The organism is Janthinobacterium sp. UMAB-56, from assembly GCF_900095265.1.
Taxonomy (GTDB): Bacteria; Pseudomonadota; Gammaproteobacteria; order Burkholderiales; family Burkholderiaceae_D; genus Janthinobacterium.
The window spans coordinates 100,970-125,039 of the sequence record NZ_LT607665.1 but is presented as its reverse complement, the minus strand read 5'-3'; the positions used below and the strand labels follow the sequence as shown (position 1 = coordinate 125,039).

Sequence of the window (24,070 nt, the reverse complement as noted above, 5' to 3'; positions counted from 1 at the left end):
CGATCGCCGCGCGCCCGTGCTTACTTGGTTTCCGCAAACAGTTCGCGGCCTATCAGCATGCGGCGGATTTCGCTGGTCCCGGCGCCGATTTCGTACAGCTTGGCATCGCGCCACAGGCGGCCGGCCGGATACTCGTTGATGTAGCCGTTGCCGCCCAGGGCCTGGATCGCTTCGCCCGCCATCCAGGTCGCCTTCTCCGCACTATACAGAATGGCGCCGGCCGCATCCTTGCGCAACTGGCGCACGGCTTCCGGCGTGGTGGCGCGGTCACAAGCCTGGCCCACGGCATACACATAGGCCTTGCAGGCCATCATGGTCGAATACATATCGGCCAGTTTGCCTTGCATCAATTGGAATTCGCCGATGGCCTGGCCGAATTGCTTGCGCTCATGTACGTAGGGCACGACCAGGTCCATGCACGCCTGCATGATGCCCAGCGGACCGCCGGACAGCACGGTGCGCTCGAAATCGAGGCCCGACATCAGCACATTGACGCCCTTGCCCAGGCCGCCCAGCACGTTTTCGGCCGGCACTTCGCAATCCTGGAACACCAACTCGCCCGTGTGGGAACCGCGCATGCCCAGCTTGTCGAGCTTTTGCGCGATGGAAAAGCCCTTGAAATTCTTTTCGATCAGGAAAGCCGTCATGCCGCGCGCACCCGCTTCCAGGTCGTTTTTCGCGTACACCACCAGCACGTCGGCGTCAGGACCATTGGTGATCCACATCTTGGTGCCGTTCAAGACCCAGCGGTCGCCCTTGAAGTCGGCGCGCAGCTTCATGCTGACGACGTCCGAGCCGGCGTTCGGTTCCGACATGGCCAGGGCGCCGATATGCTCGCCCGTGATCAGTTTCGGCAGGTACTTGGCCTTTTGCTCGGCCGTGCCGTTGCGCTTGATCTGGTTCACGCACAGGTTCGAGTGGGCGCCATACGACAGGCCGACGGAAGCCGAGGCGCGCGAGATTTCTTCCATGGCGATGATATGCGCCAGGTAGCCCATGCCGGCGCCACCGTATTCTTCGCTGACGGTGATGCCGAGCAAGCCCATGTCGCCCATCTTGCGCCACAGGTCCATGGGGAACTGGTCGCTGCGGTCGATCTCAGCCGCGCGCGGCGCGATTTCGGCGGCAGCAAATTGTTGGATCGCTTCGCGCAGCGAGGCGATGTCGTCGCCGTGGTCAAAGGTCAAGCCTGGGAGATGGAGCATGTCGTCCTCGTCGTCGTTATAAGTTTGGCGGTCATGGGTGCCGGGTCAGTGAAGCTATGATACTCAGTTGTGACGTTTACGTAAACGTAAAGTGAAGCGCGGCCAGCGATGCGCGTGCGCCCAGCACCTGCCGCGTGGCCCCTCAGTTTGTTGGCACCTTGTCCAATTTCAAGTCCGCCAGCATGCGCGCGCACGCGTCTTCATGTGCGCTGATTTCCGCCAGTGCCATTTCAATATCGATGCGCTGCTGCTCCAGCGTCTGGCGGTGTTGCGCCAGCACGCCCAGGAAGCGGTCCATCTGCGCGCGCGTGTCCTTCGGCGACTCGTACATGTCGACCAGGCTCTTGATCTCCGACAGTGCCAGGCCCAGGCGCTTGCCGCGCAGGGTCAGCTTCAAACGGGTGCGGTCGCGCGGCGTGTAGACGCGGCTGCGCCCACCGGCGCCTTCACGTTTCGGGCTGAGCAAACCCTGGTCTTCATAGAAGCGGATGGCGCGCGCCGTGATGTCGAATTCCCGCGCCAGTTCGGTGATGGTATAGGTCGTCATTGCTGCGGGCGGTGTCAGTTGCATGGGTGGTAGGTAGCTGGATGGGTGCTGCGAGGCATGGGGTGGCAACGTCAATTCTATTGTAACGTGCCCTGCGCGTGCTGCAACAAAAAGCGGGCGTGAACAGGAGGATTTGGCGAATAAGGCAACAATTGCTGAAAATAAATTGATTCTTCTTGCGCAAACGCGCTTAAGATCGAGAGTTGGTGGCCAAGATGACACCAAAAAGAGCTTTCCTGGCATAACTGCGACATTCTTTTCGCTGCGATGGCAGTAAAATTTTTGGGCACAAATTCTTTCCAGTAGAGACAATCAAAAAACAACGTTCTACTATGAACACGCTGTGCAGATTGTTTCTATCTTGAAAACAAAATGGCCCTTCTGAAAACTTTGTCTACAAGAAATTGTATGACATGGGCATTGCGCGTATCGGTAGAGGAGGGCATTATCCGATACCGTACGTTGTAATGCCAAACCGAGGCTTTGAATCGTGCTGCAGTGCGAAAATCAAGGCTAGCCGCGAATTTGACCCGAAGCCAGACAGAATCGCAAGAGAAAATTCGGCCCACTTTTTGACTTGAAAAGTCCGGCCGGAGTGTTAATTGTTAATTAATACTCTTTTCAAATGTAACAATCTGTATGGTCATTCAAGAAACTGACTTTCATGTTACAACATGAAATAGTACACCTATGAATTCTTCTAACGAACGCGAAAGCTTCAGCCAGCGACTTCAGTTGGCTCTCAAAAACGCCCATTATTCTCCAGACAGCCCGACCAGACTGGCCCGGGAATTCAACATCCGTTTCGACGGGCGCCCGATTACCGTGCATGCAGCTAGGAAATGGTTAGTAGGTGAAGCAATTCCCACGCAAGAGAAATTGCGCATGATTGCCCAATGGTTGGGCGTTCCGGCGGAATGGTTGCGTTTTGGCGGTCCGGAAAGCGCTACGCCAAATGGCGAAGCGGGCAGCGCTTTATCGCGTTTTGAGTCCGCTGATGTGAAATTGATTGCCGATTTGCAAAGATTAGATGAACATCATCGTCAAATCGCGCGTGAATTTATTCGCATGCTGGTCAGAGTCAACTACCAAAAGTAAGCATCCAGGCCTTCCCAGGCCAGCGCCGTCCGCTTTTCGCTGGCGGTGCTCCCCCTGTCCTTTTATTTGCGCAGAGTCATACTGGAGACATGATTTTGCCGCACAATAAGATCTCGCATGTTGCGCTGCAGCGGAATTATTTGACAATAATGCCGTACGCAGCGGCGCAGCGGCCAATACCAGCGCATAATCACATCAGAAGCAGCCAGTTCATCCACTACGGAGCCGAGCATTTGAGCCGTCTTATGAAAAGTAACTACAGCAATACCGCGCAGCTGAAGGACTTGATGACCGTGCCACCCATGACTGCCGCGCAACATGCGGAAGTGATGCGCAAACGGATCGCCCACCGCAGGATGGTTGAAGAGGCCAGGGATTTGAAGCGCGCCAGCGCCAGTCAATTCGAAAAACGCTAGTGGTGGGTGCCTGAGCAAAGCCGCTGCACATCGGCATAGGCGGTCTGCGATGCTCACCGTGCGACAGCACGCTTGCGCTTCTCAGCCACAAATCGCTGCCGCTTGCTACGCTTTTGTCAGGTATCGTGATACCAACTAGACGATAGGGGTGTCGCCAATGGGCTTTAAACCACTCCACCGCGGTGCCAGGGCGTGCTCGATGCCGAGCAGGTCGATGACGCGCGCCACCGTATGGTCGACCATCTCCGCAATATTCTGCGGGTGGTGATAAAAGCTGGGTAAGGGCGGGAAGATAATGCCGCCCATTTCGGTCACGGCAGTCATATTGCGCAGGTGCGCCAGGTTGAACGGCGTTTCGCGCACCATCAAAATCAGGCGGCGGCGCTCCTTGAGCACCACATCGGCTGCCCGCGTGATCAAATTATCCGACAAGCCATGCGCCACGGCCGCCAGCGTTTTCATCGAGCACGGCGCAACGACCATGCCGTCCGATTGAAACGAGCCACTGGCGATACTCGCGCCGATGTCGCGCAGCTTGTGTACCACGTGCGCCTGCGCTTCGATAGCCTTGCGCCCCACGCCCGTTTCCTGGTGCAGGGTCAGTACGGCCGCATCCGACAAGACCAGATGCGTTTCGACGCCGGGGATGGCGCCTAGCAATTGCAGCAGCCGCAAGCCATACACGGCGCCCGTGGCGCCCGTGATGGCCACGACGATACGGCGCGGCCGCTGCTGGTGATCAGGCATCGAGCAGGGACTTCAGTTCGCCCGATTCAAACATTTCATTCATGATATCGGAACCACCGATGAACTCGCCTTTGACATACAGCTGCGGAATGGTAGGCCAGTTCGAGTAATCCTTGATGCCCTGGCGTACTTCCGGGTCGTCCAGCACATTGACTGTCGCGATGTTTTCCACGCCGCACGCTTTCAGGATCTGGATGGCGCGGCCGGAAAAGCCGCATTGCGGGAACTGGGCCGTGCCCTTCATGAACAGCACGACTGGCGTGCTTGTCACGGTTTCTTTGATCCAGGTTTGTACGTCGCTCATAGCTGCCTCTGATGGGTAAATAAATAGATGCCGTCATTTTATAAGAAAACGCCGGCACGGGTATGTGCTCAAGTCATAAATCGGGCAAGTCAGCCACGTTGAGGCTCGTTGCTATTGATAACTGCCTGCCCAGGCAGACGGATTGCGCTGCGCCCACGTATTTACCCCAGGCCGCAACGGGCACATAGCCGTGTCTGGCATAAAACGCCACAGCGCGACTATTTGCCACCCGCGTGGACAGGTGCACGGCCTGGTAGCCATGTGCACGCGCCTGCGCCTCCACATGGGCCAGCAGGGCTGCGCCCACTCCGATGCTGCCCGGACGTGCATACATGCGCTTGAGTTCGCCGATGGCGCTGTCCGGCTCGCCCAGCGGCCGCAGGGCGGCGCAACCCAGCAAGTTTCCAGCACCGTCGCGTGCCAGGTAAAAGCCGCCGCGCGGCGTTGCTGCTTCGGCATCGAAGGAGGCGCGGCCGCTATCGCCATTGAGGTGCAGCAGCACGTCCGACAATGCATCGAGCAGTAACTGCGCCCCGGCGCTGGTGGCGTCCACGGCCACAATGACGATAGCTTCCACGCCGTACCTGGCGCTTGCTTAACCGCGCAGCTTGGCGAAGGCGGCCGCCATGCTGCCGGCCGGCTCGGGTGCGTTGCGCGACTGCGACTGGTGCTGCGCCATGCTGCGGCGGTCGTTGCGGTCGCCCTTCTGCTCCGGCTTGCTGCCCGCCTGTGGCGCGCTGTCCGTCAGGCGCATGGTCAGCGCGATGCGCTTGCGCTTCTCATCGACTTCCAGCACCTTGACGCGCACGACCTGGCCAGCTTTGACCACCGTGTGCGGGTCTTTCACAAAGGTGTTCGACAGTGCCGAGATATGCACGAGGCCATCCTGGTGTACGCCGATGTCGACGAAGGCGCCAAAGGCGGCCACGTTGGTGACCACGCCCTCTAAAATCATGTCCGGGCGCAAGTCGCGGATTTCTTCCACGCCTTCCTTGAAGGTGGCGGTGCTAAATTCCGGACGCGGATCGCGTCCAGGTTTTTCCAGTTCCTTCAAGATGTCGGAAATGGTCGGCACGCCAAACGTTTCATCCGCATACTTCGCCGGGCTGAGGGTTTTCAGCAAGGCCATTTCGCCGATGACGGCCTGGATATCCTTCTTGATGTCCGCCAAAATCTTTTCCACCAGCGGGTACGATTCCGGATGGACGGCCGAGGCATCCAGCGGATTCTCGCCGCCCATCACGCGCAAGAAGCCGGCCGCTTGCTCGAACGTTTTATCGCCCAGGCGCGGCACGGCCTTCAAGGCCGCGCGCGAAGTGAATGCACCCTTCATGTCGCGGTAGCTGACGATGCTTTGCGCCACGCTGGCTGACAGGCCGGAAACGCGCGCCAGCAGGGGCGCCGAGGCCGTGTTCACATCCACGCCGACGGCGTTTACGCAATCTTCCACCACGGCATCGAGCGAGCGGGCCAGCTGGCTTTGACTCACGTCATGCTGGTACTGGCCCACGCCGATCGATTTCGGGTCAATCTTGACCAGTTCGGCCAGCGGGTCTTGCAGGCGGCGCGCAATCGACACGGCGCCGCGCAGCGACACATCCATGTCCGGCAACTCTTTCGAGGCGAATTCGGAGGCGGAATACACCGACGCGCCCGCTTCCGAGACGACGATCTTCGTCATCTTCGCTTCCGGGTGCTGCTTGATCAGGTCCTGCGCCAGCTTGTCCGTCTCGCGCGAGGCGGTGCCGTTGCCAATCGAAATCAAGGATACATTGTGCTTGGCGGCAAGACGGCCCAGCGTGTGCAAGGAACCATCCCAGTCATTCTTTGGCTGGTGCGGGTAGATCACGGCCGTGTCGACGACTTTACCGGTGGCATCGACCACGGCCACTTTCACGCCCGTGCGCAGGCCAGGATCGAGGCCCATGGTGGCGCGCTGGCCGGCCGGCGCGGCCAGCAGCAGCGCTTTCAAATTGGTGGCGAAGACGTTGATGGCGTCGAGTTCCGAGCGTTCGCGCAGCGCGCCCATCAGTTCCGTTTCCAGGTGCATGAAGCTTTTCACGCGCCAGGTCCAGCGCGCCGTGTCAAGCAACCATTTGTCGGCCGGGCGGCCTTGTTGCTTGATGCCGAAGCGGGCGGCGATGCGGCCTTCGCACGGATTGTGCGGCGCATCCCATTTCGGCTTTTCCGCTTCCGTGTCCAGGCGCAGGCTGACGTCGAGTATGCCCTCGCGGCGGCCGCGCAGCAGTGCCAGCGCGCGGTGCGATGGCACAGTCGAAATGGTTTCCGAGTAGTCGAAATAATCGGCAAATTTTTCGCCTTCGTCCTGCTTGCCTTCCACCACTTTCGATTCGACGATGCCGTGTTCCTGCACGTATTCGCGCAAGGTTTGCAGCAAGGTCGCGTCTTCGGCGAAACGCTCCATCAAAATCTGGCGCGCGCCATCGAGGGCCGCCTTGGTGTCCGCCACGCCCGGGTTGTTGCCGTCGGCACTCGTAAATGCGTCGCGCAGGAACTTGCCCGCTTCCATTTCCGGCGTCAGTTCAGGATTGTCCAGCAAGCCGTCTGCCAGCGGCATCAGTCCCGCTTCGATGGCGATCTGCGCCTTCGTGCGGCGCTTCTGCTTGTACGGCAGATACAAATCTTCCAGGCGCGTCTTGTCTTCCGCGTGCATGACGGCGTCGAGTAATTCCGGCGTCATCTTGTTCTGTTCCGTGATCGAGGCCACGATGGCGGCGCGCCGCTCTTCCAGTTCGCGCAGGTAGCGCAAGCGCTCTTCGAGCAGGCGCAGCTGGATATCGTCGAGGCCGCCGGTCGCTTCCTTGCGGTAACGGGCGATGAAGGGCACGGTGGCGCCTTCGTCGAGCAGTTCGATGGCGGCGGCAACCTGCACCGGTTTGGCGGCAAGTTCAAGGGCAAGGCGTTGTTCGATAGTGGGCAGCATGGTTGTTTCCAGAGCGATCAAGCCTGGAATGATACGCAATCGGCGCGATTGCGCAATCTTGACAGCGCAAATGGACTGTGCGTTGACGGCCGCGTCAACGGGGCGGCAGCAGTGGGCTGGCGGGCGGCGCCGGCGCCGGCCTCTGCGGCGTGACGGATTTGCCGAAGGCATTGCCCATGCGGTGTTCGAGGGCGGCGCGGTTGTACAGGCCCAGCTGGTTCGACGGCCGCTGCACGGCCGCTTCCGCGCCGGACAGGGGGGGCGGTGGCCGCTTTATCGTGTTGCTATTCGGCAATAACTTTTCACTCAAGCAAGACATCGATTGCGCGCGCTGGCCATGCACTTCCACTTCCACGCAACCCTTTTCCGGCGCGGCGGCCTTCACGACGACGGTGTGCTCGTCCGCCTGCGCGGGCAGGGCGGCACAGGCCAGCAGCAACAGCGATAACAGGCGTGGCATGGCGGCTCCCGGAGCGATGGAATAAGCGCTCAGCATAGCAAAATCATATGTCGCAGTGATGACACCTAAGCCCGGTCGCTTTGTGACCAATGTCATGCAGTTGTCATTTTATGAAGCTACCATCTTGCCATTCTGCTTGAAATATTGCAGTCAAGACACTTCATGAGCAGGATTTTTAGCTGCTTCCCCTGGAAAATGACACTAAGCCACCGCCGCGCCGCAACGGGCAATGCCCTGTCCGCCTGCTTGCTGATGACGTTGATGACATTGATGACATTCGTGCGGCCGGCTGCGGGCGCGGACGATGCTGATGCCACCGTGCACGCGACCCTGCGCTTCGACTTGCCCGCCCAGCCGCTCGATACTGCCCTGGTGGCGTTTGGCGAAGCGACCGGGTATTCCGTGCTGGTCAGCAGCACCCTGGCTGCGGGGCGCGTGGCTGCGTCCGTGCGCGGCGATTACACGCCGGCCGAAGCACTGCAGCGTTTGCTGGCCGGCACGCAGCTGGGCGCACGTTTCAGCGGCAGCAGGGCGTTTACCTTGCTGGCGCTGGCTGACGCACCGGTGGCGTCGGCGCCTGTGCCGGCCGAGGCCGTCCCTGCCGCGCCACCGTTGCAAGGCTATGCGGCCATCCTGCAGCGCTCGCTCACGCGCGCCCTGTGCCGCTTGCATCCGGACGCCTTCGGCCGCTACCGTCTGGCCTTCCAGCTGTGGCTCGATGAGCGGGGCAGGGTGCGTGCCGTGCACGTGCTGGAACCGAGCGGCGTGGCGCAGCGCGACCACGCCGTCCTGCAGCGCCTGCGCAGCCTGCTGATGGATGGCGCGCCACCGGCCGGCTTGCCGCAGCCGCTGACGATACTGCTGACGCCGCGGCCCGACCCAGACGCCGACTGCGCGCCCTACCTCACCTTGGCCGGGGCGCCCTGACGATGCCGGACTTGCTGAAAACCACCTTGCGCAAGCTGTTCCTGGAACGCTACGGCCAGTTTCGCCGCCACCTGCAGCGCCGCCTGGGCTCGGAAGACCTGGCCAATGACGCGCTGCATGAAACGTATTTGCGGGTCGAACGCATGAACGTGCCTGAGGCGATCAGCTACCCGTCCGCATATCTGATGCGTATCGCCATCAACATTGCGGAAGATCAACGCCGCGACAATGCGCGTTTGCTCAGCCTGCCGGATATCGACGATTTGTACGAGATGGCCGATGAATTGGCCGACCCGGCCCGCACCTTCAGCGCGCGCGCCGAACTGGAAGAACTGGAACGGGCCTTGCAGGAGCTGCCGAAGCGCCGGCGCGCCATCGTCATCGCCGCCCGCGTCGATCAACTGCCGCACCGCGACATCGCCGAGCGCTTCGGCATTTCCGCCCGCACGGTCGAGAAAGAATTGCGCGCCGGCCTGGAGCATTGCTGCGAACGCATGGGACGCGATTTCATCCAGCGCTTCGGTCCCGGCGCGGGAAAAACGTCTAAACATCATGATTGAACAAGCGGAAGACGACATGGGTGTCATCCAGAAAGAAGCGCAGGCGTGGGTCGTGCGCCTGGCCTCGGGCCAGGTCAGCGAGCGCGATGCGCAAGTGTTTCGCCACTGGTGCGCGCGCAGCCGCCGGCATGCGACGGCGTTTGCCGAGGCGCGCGCCGTGTGGAGCGCGATGGCGCCGGCCGCGCGCGCCGTCAAGCGGGCCCAGGCGCCCGTGAACATGGCGCGGCGCGCCTGGCTGGGCGCCGGCGTGGCCGCCTCGCTGGGCTTGCTGGTGCTGCGCCCGCCCACCGACCTGTGGCCGGTCGTGGCGGGCCTGGGTGCCGATTACGCTACCGGCACGGGCGAGCAGCGCGAAGTGGCCCTCGATGGCGGCGTGCTGGTGCAGATGAATACGCAGACGCGCCTCGATGCGGCACCGTTGCAGGATGGCGCCGCAGCGCTGGTGCTGCTGGCGGGCGAAGCGGAATTCCAGGCCGGCCTCGGCGGCGCGGCGCGCGTGCGCGTGCAGGCCGGCGATGGCACGGTGTCGGCCGGCAGCGCGCGCTTCAATATCCGGCTGTTCGGCCAGGAAGTGTGCGTGACGTGCCTGGCGGGCCGTTTGCGCGTGGCGCAGGCCGGCAACGATGCGGAACTGGCAGCTGGCCAGCAGCTGCGCTATCGGCCCGAGCATTTCGGCCTCGTGCGTGCCGTGGCGAAGGGCGACGTCAGCGCCTGGCGCCAGCGCCTGCTGGTGTTCAAGCAAAGCACCCTGGCCGAGGTGGTGGACGAGGTGAACCGCTACCGTCCCGGCAAGCTGATCCTCCATGGCGAGGCCTTGCAACAGGCGCGCGTGCAAGCGAGCTTTTCGCTCGACCGCCTCGATGATGTGATCGCCCTGATCCAGGATGCGTATGGCGCGCGCGTGACGCGCTTGCCGGGCGGCATCGTGCTGTTTGGCTAGCGATGCACGTCGATAGCATGTCGCCAATTATGACATTTTCATGACCTTTTGCAGTCCCGGACCTTATTCCCTGTCAATGCTGCTGGAAGCCGCGAATCAGTGCCTGCCGCCCGCCCTGTGCGTGCCGCGCGCCGCCTCGCGATATCGGTCAGCAACGGAACATGAAAAGGGAATGTCGCCATGCAGCGAAGCAAGTCGGTCACGAAACACGCATCCTCCTCCGCCATGGCGGACAGTCAGGCCCGGCGCCCGGTGCGATTGAAACCGCTGGCGCTGGCCATCGCCATGCTGCTGCAGGCGGGCGGCGCGCAGGCGCAGCAGCCGTTCAGCGGCGCCTGGTTTGCCGGCAAGGGCGCGCAGCAGGGCACGGCTGCCGCCACGGGACGCTTGCCGAATGGCCAGGCTATCATCGGGATGGACAATAAGCAGGCGCAGCAGCAAAAAGCCAATGCACAGCTGCAAAGTTCGCTGAACAATCTGCAACTGGCGGCGCGTGCCATCGCCGTGCAGCAGGCGGCCCAGCAGGCGGCGCGCCAGGCGGCCATTGCCGCCGGCTCGAAGGTGCCGGAAGGCTTGGCCGAAGGCGGTTTGAAGGTCGACAGCAACAGCCTGACGGCAGGCTGGTTCAACGCGAATGGCCCCACACAGGCGCAGGCTGACGGCAAGACCGTGGTGACCGTCAAGCAGACGGCCGACAAGGCGATCCTCAACTGGGAAACGTTTAATATCGGCCAGAATACCACCCTGCAATTCGACCAGTTGGCGAACTGGTCCGTACTCAACCGCGTCAACGATCCGCTGGCCCGCCCCAGCCAGGTGCGCGGCCAGATCAAGGCTGACGGCACGGTGATGCTGGTCAACCGCAACGGCATCGTGTTCTCCGGCAGCAGCCAGGTCGACACGCGCAGCCTGGTGGCCGCCGCCGTGGGTATGAGCGACAGTCAATTCCGCAAAGGCATCTACAGCGAAACGCTGGGCTCGGGCTTCAAGCCCACGCTGGCCAACGACCTGCTGCTCAACGGCGCCGTAGCCACGCACGCCAACGCCACGGCCGACGTGGTGGTGCAGGCGGGCGCGCAGATCAGCACGCGCAAGCCGCAGACGGTGACGGAAGGCGGCGGCTACGTGCTGCTGGCCGGACGTGAAGTGCATAACGGCGGCAGCCTGTCGGCGCCAAACGGCCAGGTCACGCTGGCCGCCGGCGACAGCTTCGTCATCCGCAAGGGACTGGGCACGGACGCCAACCAGACCTCGAGCACCCGTGGCAACGAGGTCGACGTCAAGTTCAACGCGCAAAGCGGCGCAGGCAAGGTGACGAATGCCGGCCTGGTGCAGGCGCTCACCGGCGACGTCACCCTGACGGGCCGCGACGTGAAGCAGGCTGGCGTGCTGCTGAGCAGCACCAGCGTGACGACACGCGGCACCGTGCACCTGAAGGCCGACGGCAGCGCAGGCCTGGTGACCCTGGCCCCGGACAGCCTCACTACGGTGTTGCTCGACGACAGCGGCGCCACCGCGCTGGACGTGCAGCGCGACGCGCTCATCAAGGATTCGGCGTTGCCGAGCGACGGCGCCTACAATCGCCGCGACCTGTCGCTGATCCAGATTGCCTCCGGCGGCGATATCGCCTTCGACAGCGGTTCGCTGACCCTGGCCACCGGCGGCCAGGTCAATGCGCTGGCCGCGCGCCGCACGCAAGTGGCGCGCGGCGCCAGCATTGACGTCTCCGGCGCCGTGGGCGTCAACGTGGCGATGGCGTCAAATAACGTGCTGATCAATGCGCAGGGCAACGAGCAGCGCGACGCGCCTGGCAACCGCGACAGCAAGGCGCTCAACAGCACTGACCTGTGGGTCGACCGGCGCGACCTGGTACGGGTGGCGGCCGGAACGAACGGCTATCCGACCGACCGCTGGTACACGGGCGGCGGCTTGCTCGAAGTGAGCGGCTATCTCAACACCAGTGGCCATGGCATCGGCGAATGGGCGGCGCAGGGCGGCACGGTGGCCTTCCAGGGCGGCGAGCTGGTGACCCAGGCCGGCTCCCTGCTCAACGTATCCGGCGGAACTTTTGATGTCCAGACAGGCATGATTCGCCAGAGCTGGCTCAGCGGCAAGGATGGGCAGCTCTACAGGCTGTCGACGGCGCCCGGCGACATGCTGTATACCGGCGTCTACCAAGGCTATGCCGCGCACCACCAGCGCTGGGGCGCAGAAGTAACGGAAAATTTCGCCAATCCCCTGATCGGCGCCCAGCAACGGCTGGAAAACGGCTATACCGTGGGCCGCGACGCTGGCCGCGTGGTGGTGGGAACCACATCCGCCGTGCTCGAAGGCGCGATCGAATCGAGCGTGTTCCAGGGCGAGCGCCAGCAGGACGCGCGCGATGCCAGCCTCGACAGTTATCGTCAGTCGCAACTGGCCGCCGCCCGCAACGGCCAGCTGGTGCTGGGCCAGCTGGCGCCCGTGTACGACGCCGCCAGCGCGCAGCTGCGCGACAATCCGGCGGCGCTGCTGCAGGCCATCCATATCGGCACCGGCGGCGCCAGCGCCGGCAATCTCCTGCGCGAAGACGCGCTGCCCGAGAATCTGGTCGGCAAGACCTACCTGGACGCCGGCTGGCTCAACGCGCAAAACCTGGGCGGCATCAAGGCCTACGCCGGCAGCGCCATCGAGGTCGATGCCGCAGTGCAGGTCACGCCTGGCGGCGAAATCGCGTTGCATGCGCCCCAGGTCAAGGTCAACGCCGGGCTGACGGCGCGCGGCGGCAGCATTGCGCTGGGCGACATCGTCAGCAAGCCGGCCACCGGCACGAACGGCTGGCTCGATGCAACGGTCGCCACGCCAGCACCCGGAGCCAAGGTGGGCATCGATGTGACAGCCGGCGTGACGCTCGACACGCGCGGCCTGTGGAGCCAGCTCAAGCTGGATCCGGGCAACATCTCCGGCCTGCCGTATGTCAACGGCGGCGCGGTGGCGCTGGTCAGCAGCGGTACCGTCAACCTGGCGGCCGGTAGCGCGATCGACACGTCCTCGGGCGCGGCTGTGCTGGCCGACGGCAAGCTGAAGGGTGGGCGCGGCGGCGACATCAGCTTGCGCGCGAATCAGAACGATCTCAACGGCGTCAAGTCGGAGACGCTGGTGCTCGATGGCGAACTGCGCGGCTACGGCGTCAACGGCGGCGGCACGCTGACCATCGACAGCGGTACGGGCGTGGTGCTGGGCGGCGGCATGCTGGCCGGCAATGGTGTGTTGCCTGCAGGCCAGTCCGTACCCGTGCACCTGACCTTGGCAGCAGCCTTCACCATCAAGGCCGGCACCGTGCTCGATACCGACTTCAGCTATATCAGCACGAAGGTTCATCCCGGCCAGCCGCTGCTGGACTTGCCGGACTTTAGCGCGGCGCGCCCCTACACCCTGCCGGCCGCCTGGGTGGTGCCGCCCGCCTCGATCAGCTATGAATTCATCTTCGTCACCGGCAGCAATGGCATCATCTACACCAGCGGCATGACCGTGCCGGCCGGCGTCACGCTCACGGGCGTGCGCGGCAAGCTCGGTTCCGGTTACCTGGTGCCGGCCGACGCCTTCCCGAACGGCATGCCGGTGCCCGCTTTCAACGCCAGGGTGGCCGCCGGTACGGCGTTCGCGTTTGATGTGACCTTGCAGGCGGGCGATCGCTTGCTGGCCGGCAACCGTGCGCCGAAGGACCTGGCGGTCAAGCCGCTGCTGGTGCTGGACAATGACCTGTTCCAGCGCGGCTTTGCGCACTACAACATCAATGGCCAGCAAGGCGTGCAAGTGGCGCAGGACGCCACCATCGACGTCAGCATGCCCTTGCTGCGGGCCGACCTGGCGCTGGCGGGCCAATTGCCTACCGGCGTCGATCCAGCCGCCGTCCTGCAACCGTGGCTCGCGCCGCTGTGGCAGGAAAATGCCGTGAAAGGCGTGCTCAAGCAACGGGCCGGCGCCGATATCGCGTTGTCGGCCGGCACCCGCAACGCCAAGGCGCCGCTGGTGGTGGACCAGGGCGCCACGCTGCGCGTGGATGACGGCAAGAGCATCAGCCTGACTGGCAACGGCCAGATCACCGTGGAAGGCACGCTGAGCGCGGCCGGCGGCCGTATTTCCGTATTGCCGGGCACGCTCGTCACCGGTAGCGCGATCAACCGTCCAGACGGCAGCGCCAATGCCCAGTCGATCTGGATCGGCGAGCGCGCGGTACTCGACGTGGCCGGACGCGCGGCCACTGCCACCGACGCCCAGGGCGGCGTGTATGGCCATGTGGGCGCTGGCGGCACCATCGAGATCGGCGCCAGGCACAATCTTGACGCCACCCAGGTGGAGGCGGCCGACGCCTTCGTCATCGTGCGCCCCGGCGCGCGCCTGGAAGCGTCGGGCGCCGTCGCCGTGCTCGACCTGCCTGGCCAGGGCAGCGTGCAGGTGGCCGGTGACGGCGGCACCATTGCTTTGAGCTCTTTCCGCAGCTTGTTGCTCGACGGCAGCCTGCATGCGGCAGCCGGTGGCGCCGGCGCGGCCGGCGGCACGCTGGCGCTCAACCTTGAAACCCCGAACTACGGCATTGTCGGCAAGCTTGACTTGAAGGGCCTGGGCGTGGAAGACGCGGTGCGCGTGCCGCGCGAGCTGGTGCTGTCGCGCCTCCAGGGCGACAGCGGTCTGGCCACCGACCTGCAGGCGGGCGACAGCGATCCGGCGCTGCGCTACGGCGTGGCCCGGCTGGGTGCGGACCGCGTGGCCGCCGGCGGCTTCGACCACCTGGCCCTGCTGTCGAATGGCTTGCTCAGTTTTGATGGCAACCTCGACCTGTCGTTGGGGCAAAGTCTGCGCCTGACCGCCAGCGCATTGGCCCTGGCCGAGCATGCCGACGCCGCTAGCACCGCGCAAGTCAAGCTTGCGGCGCCCTACATCCGCCTGGCCGGCACCAGCCGTTCCCAGAGCGACGACCACCTGATGCCCAACCCGGTGCGCGGCTCCGGCAACGGCGGCCTCGGCGCCGGCAAACTGGGCGTACCCAACGTGGACGACCACGCCAGCCTGACGCTGAATGCCGCGCTGATCGACCTCGCCAACGCCGTTAATGTGGGCAGCAACGGCGTGATCGCGCACAACGCGGCCGACGACCTGGTGGTCAAGCGCGACGCCTTTGGCGAGCTGGCGCTGCGCTCAAGCGGCGACATTCGCATGCGTACGGCTGCCGCGCTGTACACGCCGGGCAACCTGACCCTGGCGGGCGCGCAAATCTATCCGGTGAGCGGTGCTACCGGCAAGGTGGAAGTGGGCAAACGCAACGTAATCAACGAATTCGGGCTGCTCTCCACCGAGTTCGATCCCGCCCGCAAGCTGATCATCGAGCGCAGCGGCGACCCTGCAGCGCCGTTGCCGGCCCTGCCCTACTCGGTGTTCGGCTCGCTGGAGCTGAGTGCCGCCACGGTGAACCAGGGCGGCGTGGTGCGCGCGCCGCTGGGCAAAATCACGCTGGGCCAGAATACGAATGGCGCGGTGACGGGCCACACCAATCTGCTGCCTGGCAGCGTGACATCGGTCAGCGCCAGCGGCCTGGTGATGCCGTACGGCGGCTCGCTCGATGGCCTGAGCTATATGATGGATGGCGTCGACGTCGCATACAAGGGCGTGGGCAATGACCCGGCCGTCGTGCTCACCGGCGAACATATCGATGTGCGCGCTGGCGCCGTGGTCGACCTGTCAGGCGGCGGCACCCTGACCGGCGCGGCCTTCCTGGCCGGACGCGGCGGCTCGACCGACGCCCGCCTCAACCCGCTGGTGCAGACGTCCGGCAAAGGCGGCTTCGTGCTGCCCGGCCTGGCCACCAATCCCGTCTACGCCATCGTTCCTGGCGCGCAGGCGGGCTATGCGCCCATCGTGGCCGAGAATGGCGCCGGCGATCCGGCGCTGGGGCGCCAGATCACCATCGGCGCAGGCGTGCCCGGCCTGGCTGCCGGTACCTATACCTTGCTGCCGTCGAGCTTTGCGCTGCTGCCCGGCGCGTTCCGGGTGGAGCTGAACGGCCTGGCCGCCGGTGGTTTGCCCGTCGGGTCGGCCACGGCCATGCGCAACGGCTCGTTTGCTACCGCCGTGCAGTTGGGCACCAGCAATACCGACCGGCGCACGGCGCTGCCATCGCAGGCGGTGCTGACGTCGGCCGACGTGCTGCGCAGCTATTCGCAATACAATGAAATGAGCTACGGCGCATTCGCGCTGGCGCAGGCGGTGCGCGACGGCGTGCCGCGGCCGCTGCTCGAACGCGACGCCAAGGCGCTGCACATCGAACTGGTGCAGACCAAGGCCAGCACCGACGATGCGCTGCGCTTTGCCGGCACGACCAACTACACGCCAGGCAAGGACGGTTTCGGCGGCAGCGCGCTGCTGCTGGGCGGCTTCGGCAAGAACTACGAAATCATAGGCGGCGGCGCCGCGCCCACCGTCGACTTCAAAGGTATCGCGGTGCGGGGCGACGCCCTGAACGCCATCGGCGCCCCGCGCCTGGGCATCGGCGGCTTACCCACCGTCAACTACAGCAGCAACGGCAACCAGCAAGCCAATATCGCCCAGTTCCAGGGCGGCGTCGACAACATCGTGGTGCGCGACGGCGCCGTACTCAAGGCTGGCGAAGTGTTCCTGGTGACCAATAGCAAGGCAGGCGGCATCGTCATCGAGCAGGGTGGTGGCATCAATACTCTGGGCCGTGGCGCCGCCGCCTGGGATTCGAGCAACGGCTACGTGTATGCGCCGGGCACGTCGAGCGTGCTGGCCGTATCGAATGGCCGGCTGGACATGCTGGCGCCGGGCGTGAGCACCGATCCGCGATCCGGACCGGGCCGCATCGATATCGGCGCCTGCGCGGCGGGCGCCGTGTGCAGCGGCAGTACGCCGCTGTATTCGGAAGGCAGCATCGCCGCCGCCACCGACCAGAGCTTCAACCTGCGCGACGCCACCACCTACGGCACCCGCAACCTGGTGCTGGCCGTGGGCGGCATCAATGTGGGCAGCGCAGCGTCGCTGGCCGCCATGGCCGCGCGCGATGCGCTGCCGGCCGGACTGACCCTGAACCAGGACATCCTCGACCGCCTGTTGCGCGGCGACGCCGGCGTGGGTGCGCCGGCGCTGGAAAGCCTGGCGCTGACGGCGCGCGACGCCATCAATTTCTACGACAACGTCGAATTGTCGACCATCAACGCGAGCACGGGAAAATCGTCGCTGGAACGGCTGGTGATCGGCACCCCGGCGATCTACGGCGCGGGCGGCAGCGACGCCGTGGCGCGCATCAAGACCGATGTGCTGGTGTGGAACGGCGCCATGACCGCGCCCGGCCTGGTCTCCGCCGGCGGCGCGGGCAGCGGCAGCGGGCGCTTGCTGGTCGATGCCCGCCAGGTCGAGTTCGGCTATGGCCCGAACAGCCGGCCCGACACCATCCACAGCATGGACCGCCTGATCCTCGGCTTTGCCGATGTCACCATCAACGCCAGCGAGCGCATCACCGCCAACCACACGGGATCGTTGTCGGTGTACCAGTCGCAAAGCGGCTGGGATACGGCCAGCAAGGGCTATCTGCGCAGCGGCGGCAACCTGGCGCTGAACACGGCGCTGCTCACCGGCGCCGCCGGCTCCGTCAACAAGATCAAGGCGGGCGGCGATATCCATGTCGCGAAGCCATCGGGCGCGGCCGCAACGGCCCCGGGCGCGGCCACATTGGCCGGCGCACTGGGCGCCGAAGTGGCGCTGGACGGGCGCAGCGTGACGCTCGACACGAGCGTGCTGTTGCCAAGCGGCAAACTCAGCGTGTCCGCCGAGCAAGACGTGGTACTGGGCGACAGTGCCCGGCTGGACCTGGCCGGCCGCAAGATCGATTTCAATGGCGTGGCCAAGTACAGCTGGGGCGGCGACGTGGTGCTCGACAGCCGCCACGGCGACGTGCGCCAGGCGGCCGCTTCCACCATCGATTTCTCGGCCGTCTCCAACCGCGCCGGCAAGCTCACCGCCACCGCGCTGGACGCGCAGGCGGGCAGCGTGGCGCTGCTAGGCAGCATCGCCGGCGGCAGCAGCGGCCACTACGACGCGGGCGGCACCGACGTGCCGTTCGCGGCGGGCGGCCTCGACGTGCGCGGCCAGCATATCGCCGATTTCAAGGGACTGAACCAGCGCCTGAGCAAGGGCGGCGTGTTCGGCAGCCGCAGCTTCCAGCTCAAGCAGGGCGACCTGGTGCTGGAGAATGAATTGAAGGCGCGTGAAATCACGGTATCGGTGGATGGCGGCCGTTTGGCCGTCAACGGCACAGTCGACGCCAGTGGCGAGCAGGTGGGCAGCATCCGCCTGGCAGCGCGCGACGGCGTCAGCGTGGCCGGCAGCGCGCTGCTCGACGCCCATGGCAGCGTGCTGCGGGTCGACAGCTACGGCCAGGTGATCGAGGCGCCCAACCGCGCCGTGATCGACATCGATGCCGGCAGCGGCCGGCTGGTGCTCGATACCGGCGCGCGCATGGATTTGCGCGCCGGCACTGCCGGCAAGGCCGACCGCATCGCTTCGCTGGGCACGCTGGAGCTGAGCGCCCGGCGCCTCGGTGGCGCCACTGGCAACGACGTCGCCATCGATGCGGCCGGTCCGCTGGCCATCGACGGCGCCCACGCCATCACGGTCAACGGTTTCTGGTCGTATGCGGATGCCCGCCCGGGCACGGAAACGACGGCCGACGGTCGCCCTTACCAGGTCATCGACCAGGCCTACCTGGATCGCAAGCATGACGATAGCGTGGCTTTCATGACGGGCGCCCTGGCCAACGATGGGCTGATGCATGGCCGCCTGTCCGGCTTGCGCAACTACAAGGATGCCTTCCACCTGCGTCCTGGCGTGGCCATCCTCAGCGCCACGCCGGACGGCGACCTGCACGTCGATGGCGACATCGACCTGTCGGGCTACCGCTACGCCAGCGTCAATGCGCACACGCAGAAGACCGGCGTGGCCGGCTCCGGCGAAGCGGGCGCGCTGGTGCTGCGCGCCGGCGGCAACCTGAACGTCTTCGGCAGCATCAATGACGGCTTCGATGGCAAGGCCTTGCCGGTCACGCCGGACGAGAAGGGCTGGATGCTGGCCAGGGGCCGGGTGCCGTTCGGCGCCGACGTCATCGTGCCGCATGGCCAACTGGTCACGCTGGCCGACGACACCTTCTTCCAGTCCGGCCGCACCTTGAACTACGACCTGCCGATGAAAGCCATGAGCTTGCGGGCCGGCACGGCGCTGCCGTCGCAAGCCACCTTGACGGCCGAGGTGGAATTGCCGGCCGGTACGGTGCTGGGCGGCGCCGTGCGCAATGCCGCCGGCGATATCGTGTATGCGGCCGGCACCGTGCTGGCGAAGGCTGTCACGCTGGGCAGCGGCACGCGGCTCGATGCCGGCACCCGCCTGCCCGTGGGGATGTCCGTGGCGGCCATGACCTGGCCTGGCGGCGTGCCGCTGCCGTACCCGGTGGGCGCGGTAAGGGATACGCCGAGCCCCGACTACGATGGCGACGGCTTGCCTGATACGCCCGCCAATGGCGTGGTGCTGGCCGGCGAACTGACGCTGCGCAAAGGCGCGCTGGTGCCGAGCGAAACCTGGGTGCGACTGCCTGGCGGCGCCGACTCGGTGGCCCTGCGTCCGGCCGATGCCGACGGCAACCAGGGCCGCAACTGGGCGCTGGCGCCGATGCTGGCCAGCGGTTCGCAGTCGTGGTCGATGCGCCTGGTGGCCGGTGCCGATATGCAGGCGGCCGATAGCCGTGCGCTGCGCCCCATGGGCGACAACCGCAGTCTGCTGCTGACCGACCACCACTACGGCGCGGCACTCGGCCTCAGCCTGCCGAAAGTGGCGGTGCCGCCGATTGAGGGCGTGGCGGGCAATTTATACTGGATGGGCGACTCGTCTCTGTATTTCGGCATTGAGCCGGGCACCTTGATTAATGTCGACGATTACGGTGGCGTCGAGGCCGTGCTGGAATACAACAACCTGGGCGTGGGTGACCTGGTGACCTGGCTGCCCGAAGGCGGCAGTTTCCCGATGGTGCCCTTGCCTGCGCGGCAACAGCTGTTCAGCGTACTGCGTACCGGCACGGGCGACCTGGACCTCCTGGCCGGCGGCAACTTCAACCAGAGTTCGCCGTATGGCGTGTATACGGCCGGTACCCAGGCGGCCAATGTGGCGGCGGCTTACCGGCTGCCGCGCGCGGCGGATCGCAACGGTTCCATTCTCGGCCCCGATGGCGACGCCTTCAAGCCTTACGTCGACGGTGGCGCGCAAAGCCTGTACCAGGCCTGGTATCCCGAGCATGGCGGCAACGTGCTGGTGCGTGCGCAGGGCGACGTCACCGGCGACCTCGTGGGTGCCGGCTACGGCACCGAGCGTCGCCCCGACGACCTGGGCTACCTGCGTCCGCAGCAGGACAGCAGCGCCGTCGGCACCTGGCTGTGGCGCCAGGGCACCGGCAGCGCGGTCGCCCAGGGCGATGGCGTGCCCACCGCCTGGTGGATCAACTTTGGCAGTTACGTCGCTGGCGGTCTCGGCGCGAACTACCTGTACGAGACCCTGCCCGTGATGACCGGCTTCACCGGCATCGCTACGCTGGGCGGCGGCAACCTCGTGCTCGAGGCAGGCAAGGCCGCCGGCATGCTGTCGCCGCGTACCGACCAAGCCGCCAAATTCGTCATGCGCAGCCAGGGCCTGAACCTGGCGGTGGCCAGCACCGGCCGGGTATCGGCCGACGGTTCCGCGCTCACGCTGACCGGCGGCGGCGACCTTGACGTGCGTATTGGCGGCGGCCTCAATCCGGTGGCCGAAGTGCGCTCCTTTGCCGAGACGATCGGCGAGATCACGCCCGATACCCGTTTCGCCGGCACGCGTGGCGACCTCAATAGCACTTTCGTCAACCTGCGCGGCGCCTTGCGCATGGAGGCGGGCGCGGTGGGCGGCATCGAACTGCGCTTCGACAAGGGCGATACGCAGGAGTCGCGCGCCTATCAGGTCTACACCTCCACCTCGTCCATCGCGGGCGGCGGCCCGGTGGTGGTGCCGGGCGACTCCGGCGTGCGCATCGATGCGCGCGGCGACCTGGTGCTGGGCGGCGTGGGCGACGCCGGCCGCGTCACCCAGATCAACAATGGCACGCCGTTCACCGCGAAGGGCGTGGCGCAAGACGGCGAAGGCTACAGCTGGTTCTCGCTGTGGACGCCGTCGACCGCTATCGACCTGTTCAGCGCAGGCGGCAACCTGACGCCGTCCACGGCCTGGAGCGACGACCGCGCCAGCGGCAACCAGGCTTCCAGCGGCGGGCGTTTCGTGATGCCGTCGCAATTGCGCGCGGTGGCCGCCAGCGGCAGCCTGTATGTCGGCAACTCCGCCCAAGGGGCGAGGGATACTGACACCGGTACGCTGGCGCGGCCGGCCACCGGCCTGCTGCTGGCGCCATCGCCGGTCGATGTGCATTTCACCCGCCGCACGCCGGGGCAACTTGAACTGCTGGCCGCCGATTCGATCTACGCCGGCGGCTATTCGGTGACGGCGTCGGGCGCCGATCCGACCGCGCTGCCCAACCCTTTCAATCCGGGCTTCGCGGGCGTCTCCGGCACTACCGCCTATGGCGACATGTACACGCATAACGTCAACCAGTTGGCACAGGCACCCAGCGTGCTGTTCGCGTCGCGCGAAGCCGGCGCTCTACCGCAGCGCTATCCGCTGTTCACGCTGACGCCGCCCACCGCCTCGGGCTACGCGGTGCAGGATCAGTTGCCGGCGCGCTATTACGCGCTGGCGGGCGACATCGTCGGGCTGCGCACCGGCTCCATCATCACGCGCGGCGGCGGCAACGCGGCCAGCCACAGCACCTGGTACGAGGGCGCCGGTCCGGTCGATATCCGTGCCGGACGCGACATCGTCAACTCCGGCACGGCGCTGGGGCTGGTCGAAGCGACGCCGGAAGGAATGCTGGGCTGGACTTCGGAGATAGCGTATGCGAATCCTTCGCTGCCGCTGCGGCCGACGGAAATCCGGGCAGGTTCGGCGCGCGGTAATCTGGTGCTGCACAACAATCCGGACGAGGTGTCGGTCGTGCGTGCCGGCCGCGACATTCGCTACGGCACCTTCTACGTGGGCGGTCCTGGCACGCTGGAAGTGACGGCCGGGCGCGATATTGACATGGCCGACAAGGCCGAGCTGAAGAGTATCGGTGCGGTGACGAATAGCACGTCTGGCGACCGCAGCAGCGGCGCCAGCATCGCGGTGGCGGCCGGGGTCGGGGCGCATGGCCCCAACTACGACGCCTTTGCCGCGCGCTATCTCGACGCTGCCAACCTGATCGAGCCGGGCAAGTCGCTGGCCGACCAGCCCGGCAAGGCGGTGGCCGTGTATGGCGGCCGCCTGGGCCTGGCCGACTGGTTGCGCACGCAATTTGGCTACAGCGGCGACGCGGCGGGCGCGCCCGCCTTCCTGGCCGCGCGTCAAAGCGAGCTCGACAAGACTCTCCAGGCCAGCAGCGGCGGCGCCAGGCGCGATCTGCAGCGCGAATACGGCCTGTCGAGCCAACTGCACCTGGTCAACTGGCTGGAAACCCGCTACGGCGCCGGACAGCGCAATGGCGCCGGGCTGACCTTCGATGCCGGCAGCATGGACGCGCGCAAGTTTTTCGCGGCCTTGCCGGCCGAGCAGCAGCGTGTCTTCCTGCGCAACGTCTATTTCGCCGAACTCAAAGCTGGCGGGCGCGAGTACACGGCTGCCGGCGGCGTGCGCGAAGGCAGCTACCTGCGCGGCCGTGAAGCCATCGCCACGCTGTTCCCGAGCAAGGATGCGCAGGGCAAACCCGTGACCTATGCGGGCGACCTGACCATGTTCAGTGGCGCCACCTACTATGCGGACGGCGCCGAGAGCACCAGTACCAAGCGGCCGCGCAAGGGCGTCAACTACCTGACCCGCCAGCAATATGCACTGTCGGGCAACAACCACTTGCCGGTGTTCGACCAGGTCGATGCAGGCATCCACACCGACTTCGGCGGCAACATCGACATCCTGACGCCGGGCGGGCGCACCCTGGTGGGCGTCGATGGCGGCTTTGTGCCGGGCGAAGGCTCGGGCGTGCTGACGCAGGGTGCCGGTGAAATCCAGATATACGCCAGGGACAGCATTCTGCTGGGTCAGAGCCGCATCTTCACCACCTTCGGCGGCAATATCCTGGCCTGGTCGGCGCAGGGCGACATCAATGCGGGCCGCGGCTCCAAGTCCACCGTGGTGTTTACGCCGCAGCGTCGCGTCTATGACGATATCGGCCAGGTCACCCTGTCGCCGACCACGCCGAACACGGGCGCCGGCATCGCCACCCTGAATCCGATCCCCGAGGTGCCGCCTGGCGACATCGACCTGATCGCCCCGCTGGGCACCATCGACGCGGGCGAGGCGGGCATCCGCGTCTCGGGCAACGTCAACCTGGCAGCGCTGCAAGTGGTGAATGCGGAAAACATCCAGGTGCAGGGCAAGTCGACGGGCATGCCGGCCACCGCTGCGGTGAACGTGGCTGCGCTCAGCAATGCCAGCGCGGCCGCGACGCAAGCCGTGACGGCGGCGCAGGACGTGCTGCAGCGCGAACGGGCCGCCACGCGCCAGGCGCTGCCATCGCTGTTCACGGTGAAAGTGCTGGGCTTTGGCAACGAGCAGGCGGACGAGGGCGGTGTCGGCAATCACAAGGGCGGCGAACCGCAGGCGTCCAGCTACCAGCCGGCCGGCGTGGTGCAAGTGCTGGGTGCGGGGCCCTTGACGGCGCCGCAGTTGCAGGCGCTCACGCCGAACGAGCGGCGCGGCATGCAACCGTGAGTTTTATGAACATTTGATGACATTCGACAGTCGCCGCGCGCGGCGGCTGTCTAGGCATCAGTAGA

General features: G+C 65.6%; 14 protein-coding genes and 1 pseudogene. 8 read left to right on the top strand and 7 right to left on the bottom strand.

Annotated elements, in window-relative coordinates; all coding sequences use genetic code 11:
- Positions 1-20: 20 nt before the first annotated feature.
- Both K0F85_RS22405 and K0F85_RS22400 read right to left on the bottom strand, forming a co-directional pair.
- Positions 21-1,205, bottom strand: a complete 1,185-nt coding sequence (locus K0F85_RS22405) for an isovaleryl-CoA dehydrogenase (RefSeq protein ID WP_219118129.1) — start codon at positions 1,203-1,205, stop codon at positions 21-23.
- A gap of 142 nt (positions 1,206-1,347) precedes the next feature.
- Positions 1,348-1,752, bottom strand: coding sequence for a MerR family DNA-binding transcriptional regulator (locus K0F85_RS22400; RefSeq protein WP_219118148.1), 405 nt, complete (start codon positions 1,750-1,752; stop codon positions 1,348-1,350).
- Between the two features lie 690 nt (positions 1,753-2,442).
- Here K0F85_RS22400 and K0F85_RS22395 point away from each other — a divergent pair.
- Both K0F85_RS22395 and K0F85_RS22390 read left to right on the top strand, forming a co-directional pair.
- Positions 2,443-2,850, top strand: a complete 408-nt coding sequence (locus tag K0F85_RS22395; protein ID WP_034753756.1) for a hypothetical protein — start codon at positions 2,443-2,445, stop codon at positions 2,848-2,850.
- Between the two features lie 89 nt (positions 2,851-2,939).
- Positions 2,940-3,266: a hypothetical protein gene (locus tag K0F85_RS22390; protein WP_219118151.1), complete on the top strand. Its 327-nt coding sequence runs from the start codon at positions 2,940-2,942 to the stop codon at positions 3,264-3,266.
- Between the two features lie 135 nt (positions 3,267-3,401).
- On the opposite strand, the gene K0F85_RS22385 is transcribed toward K0F85_RS22390, so the two are convergent.
- The 5 genes from K0F85_RS22385 to K0F85_RS22365 form a co-directional block, all read right to left on the bottom strand.
- Positions 3,402-4,013 (bottom strand): UbiX family flavin prenyltransferase, encoded by a 612-nt coding sequence (locus tag K0F85_RS22385; protein ID WP_219118128.1) that lies wholly within the window; start codon positions 4,011-4,013, stop codon positions 3,402-3,404.
- Positions 4,006-4,317, bottom strand: coding sequence for a Grx4 family monothiol glutaredoxin (gene grxD / locus K0F85_RS22380; protein WP_010402157.1), 312 nt, complete (start codon positions 4,315-4,317; stop codon positions 4,006-4,008). The genes K0F85_RS22385 and grxD overlap by 8 nt, the downstream gene beginning before the upstream one ends.
- 73 nt (positions 4,318-4,390) lie before the next feature.
- Positions 4,391-4,894 carry a GNAT family N-acetyltransferase gene (locus tag K0F85_RS22375; protein WP_219118127.1) on the bottom strand — a complete coding sequence of 168 codons (504 nt, stop codon included), beginning with the start codon at positions 4,892-4,894 and terminating at the stop codon, positions 4,391-4,393.
- 18 nt (positions 4,895-4,912) lie between these two features.
- Positions 4,913-7,261, bottom strand: a complete 2,349-nt coding sequence (locus K0F85_RS22370) for a Tex family protein (RefSeq protein ID WP_219118126.1) — start codon at positions 7,259-7,261, stop codon at positions 4,913-4,915.
- Between the two features lie 94 nt (positions 7,262-7,355).
- Positions 7,356-7,721: a hypothetical protein gene (locus K0F85_RS22365; protein WP_219118125.1), complete on the bottom strand. Its 366-nt coding sequence runs from the start codon at positions 7,719-7,721 to the stop codon at positions 7,356-7,358.
- 195 nt (positions 7,722-7,916) lie between these two features.
- On the opposite strand from K0F85_RS22365, the gene K0F85_RS22360 reads away from it, so the two are divergent.
- From K0F85_RS22360 to K0F85_RS22345, 6 genes and pseudogenes are all read left to right on the top strand, one after another.
- A complete protein-coding gene (locus K0F85_RS22360) occupies positions 7,917-8,648 on the top strand; it encodes a secretin and TonB N-terminal domain-containing protein (protein ID WP_219118124.1) in 732 nt (243 codons plus the stop codon).
- A gap of 2 nt (positions 8,649-8,650) precedes the next feature.
- Positions 8,651-9,208 carry an RNA polymerase sigma factor gene (locus K0F85_RS22355; protein WP_219118123.1) on the top strand — a complete coding sequence of 186 codons (558 nt, stop codon included), beginning with the start codon at positions 8,651-8,653 and terminating at the stop codon, positions 9,206-9,208.
- A complete protein-coding gene (locus K0F85_RS22350) occupies positions 9,201-10,148 on the top strand; it encodes a FecR domain-containing protein (RefSeq protein WP_219118122.1) in 948 nt (315 codons plus the stop codon). The genes K0F85_RS22355 and K0F85_RS22350 overlap by 8 nt, the downstream gene beginning before the upstream one ends.
- Before the next feature lie 180 nt (positions 10,149-10,328).
- Positions 10,329-11,564 (top strand): annotated as a pseudogene (locus K0F85_RS29235) (filamentous hemagglutinin N-terminal domain-containing protein); the annotation flags it as partial.
- Positions 11,565-13,215: 1,651 nt separating this feature from the next.
- Positions 13,216-13,338, top strand: a complete 123-nt coding sequence (locus K0F85_RS29230) for a CGNR zinc finger domain-containing protein (RefSeq protein ID WP_374198779.1) — start codon at positions 13,216-13,218, stop codon at positions 13,336-13,338.
- A gap of 38 nt (positions 13,339-13,376) precedes the next feature.
- Entirely contained in the window at positions 13,377-24,005 is a 10,629-nt protein-coding gene (locus tag K0F85_RS22345; RefSeq protein ID WP_374198777.1) for a filamentous haemagglutinin family protein, read from the top strand.
- The last annotated feature ends 65 nt before the right edge of the window (positions 24,006-24,070 follow it).

What these genes read in the sequence shown, in the direction of transcription:
- K0F85_RS22390 (WP_219118151.1), top strand. Translation starts at nt 2,940, where the DNA reads ATGATTTTGCCGCACAATAAGATCTCGCATGTTGCGCTGCAGCGGAAT.
- K0F85_RS22365 (WP_219118125.1), bottom strand. Translation starts at nt 7,721, where the DNA reads ATGCCACGCCTGTTATCGCTGTTGCTGCTGGCCTGTGCCGCCCTGCCC.
- K0F85_RS22385 (WP_219118128.1), bottom strand. Translation starts at nt 4,013, where the DNA reads ATGCCTGATCACCAGCAGCGGCCGCGCCGTATCGTCGTGGCCATCACG.
- grxD (WP_010402157.1), bottom strand. Translation starts at nt 4,317, where the DNA reads ATGAGCGACGTACAAACCTGGATCAAAGAAACCGTGACAAGCACGCCA.
- K0F85_RS22395 (WP_034753756.1), top strand. Translation starts at nt 2,443, where the DNA reads ATGAATTCTTCTAACGAACGCGAAAGCTTCAGCCAGCGACTTCAGTTG.
- K0F85_RS22370 (WP_219118126.1), bottom strand. Translation starts at nt 7,261, where the DNA reads ATGCTGCCCACTATCGAACAACGCCTTGCCCTTGAACTTGCCGCCAAA.
- K0F85_RS22345 (WP_374198777.1), top strand. Translation starts at nt 13,377, where the DNA reads ATGCTGGCCGGCAATGGTGTGTTGCCTGCAGGCCAGTCCGTACCCGTG.
- K0F85_RS22360 (WP_219118124.1), top strand. Translation starts at nt 7,917, where the DNA reads ATGACACTAAGCCACCGCCGCGCCGCAACGGGCAATGCCCTGTCCGCC.
- K0F85_RS22405 (WP_219118129.1), bottom strand. Translation starts at nt 1,205, where the DNA reads ATGCTCCATCTCCCAGGCTTGACCTTTGACCACGGCGACGACATCGCC.
- K0F85_RS22355 (WP_219118123.1), top strand. Translation starts at nt 8,651, where the DNA reads ATGCCGGACTTGCTGAAAACCACCTTGCGCAAGCTGTTCCTGGAACGC.
- K0F85_RS22350 (WP_219118122.1), top strand. Translation starts at nt 9,201, where the DNA reads ATGATTGAACAAGCGGAAGACGACATGGGTGTCATCCAGAAAGAAGCG.
- K0F85_RS22400 (WP_219118148.1), bottom strand. Translation starts at nt 1,752, where the DNA reads ATGACGACCTATACCATCACCGAACTGGCGCGGGAATTCGACATCACG.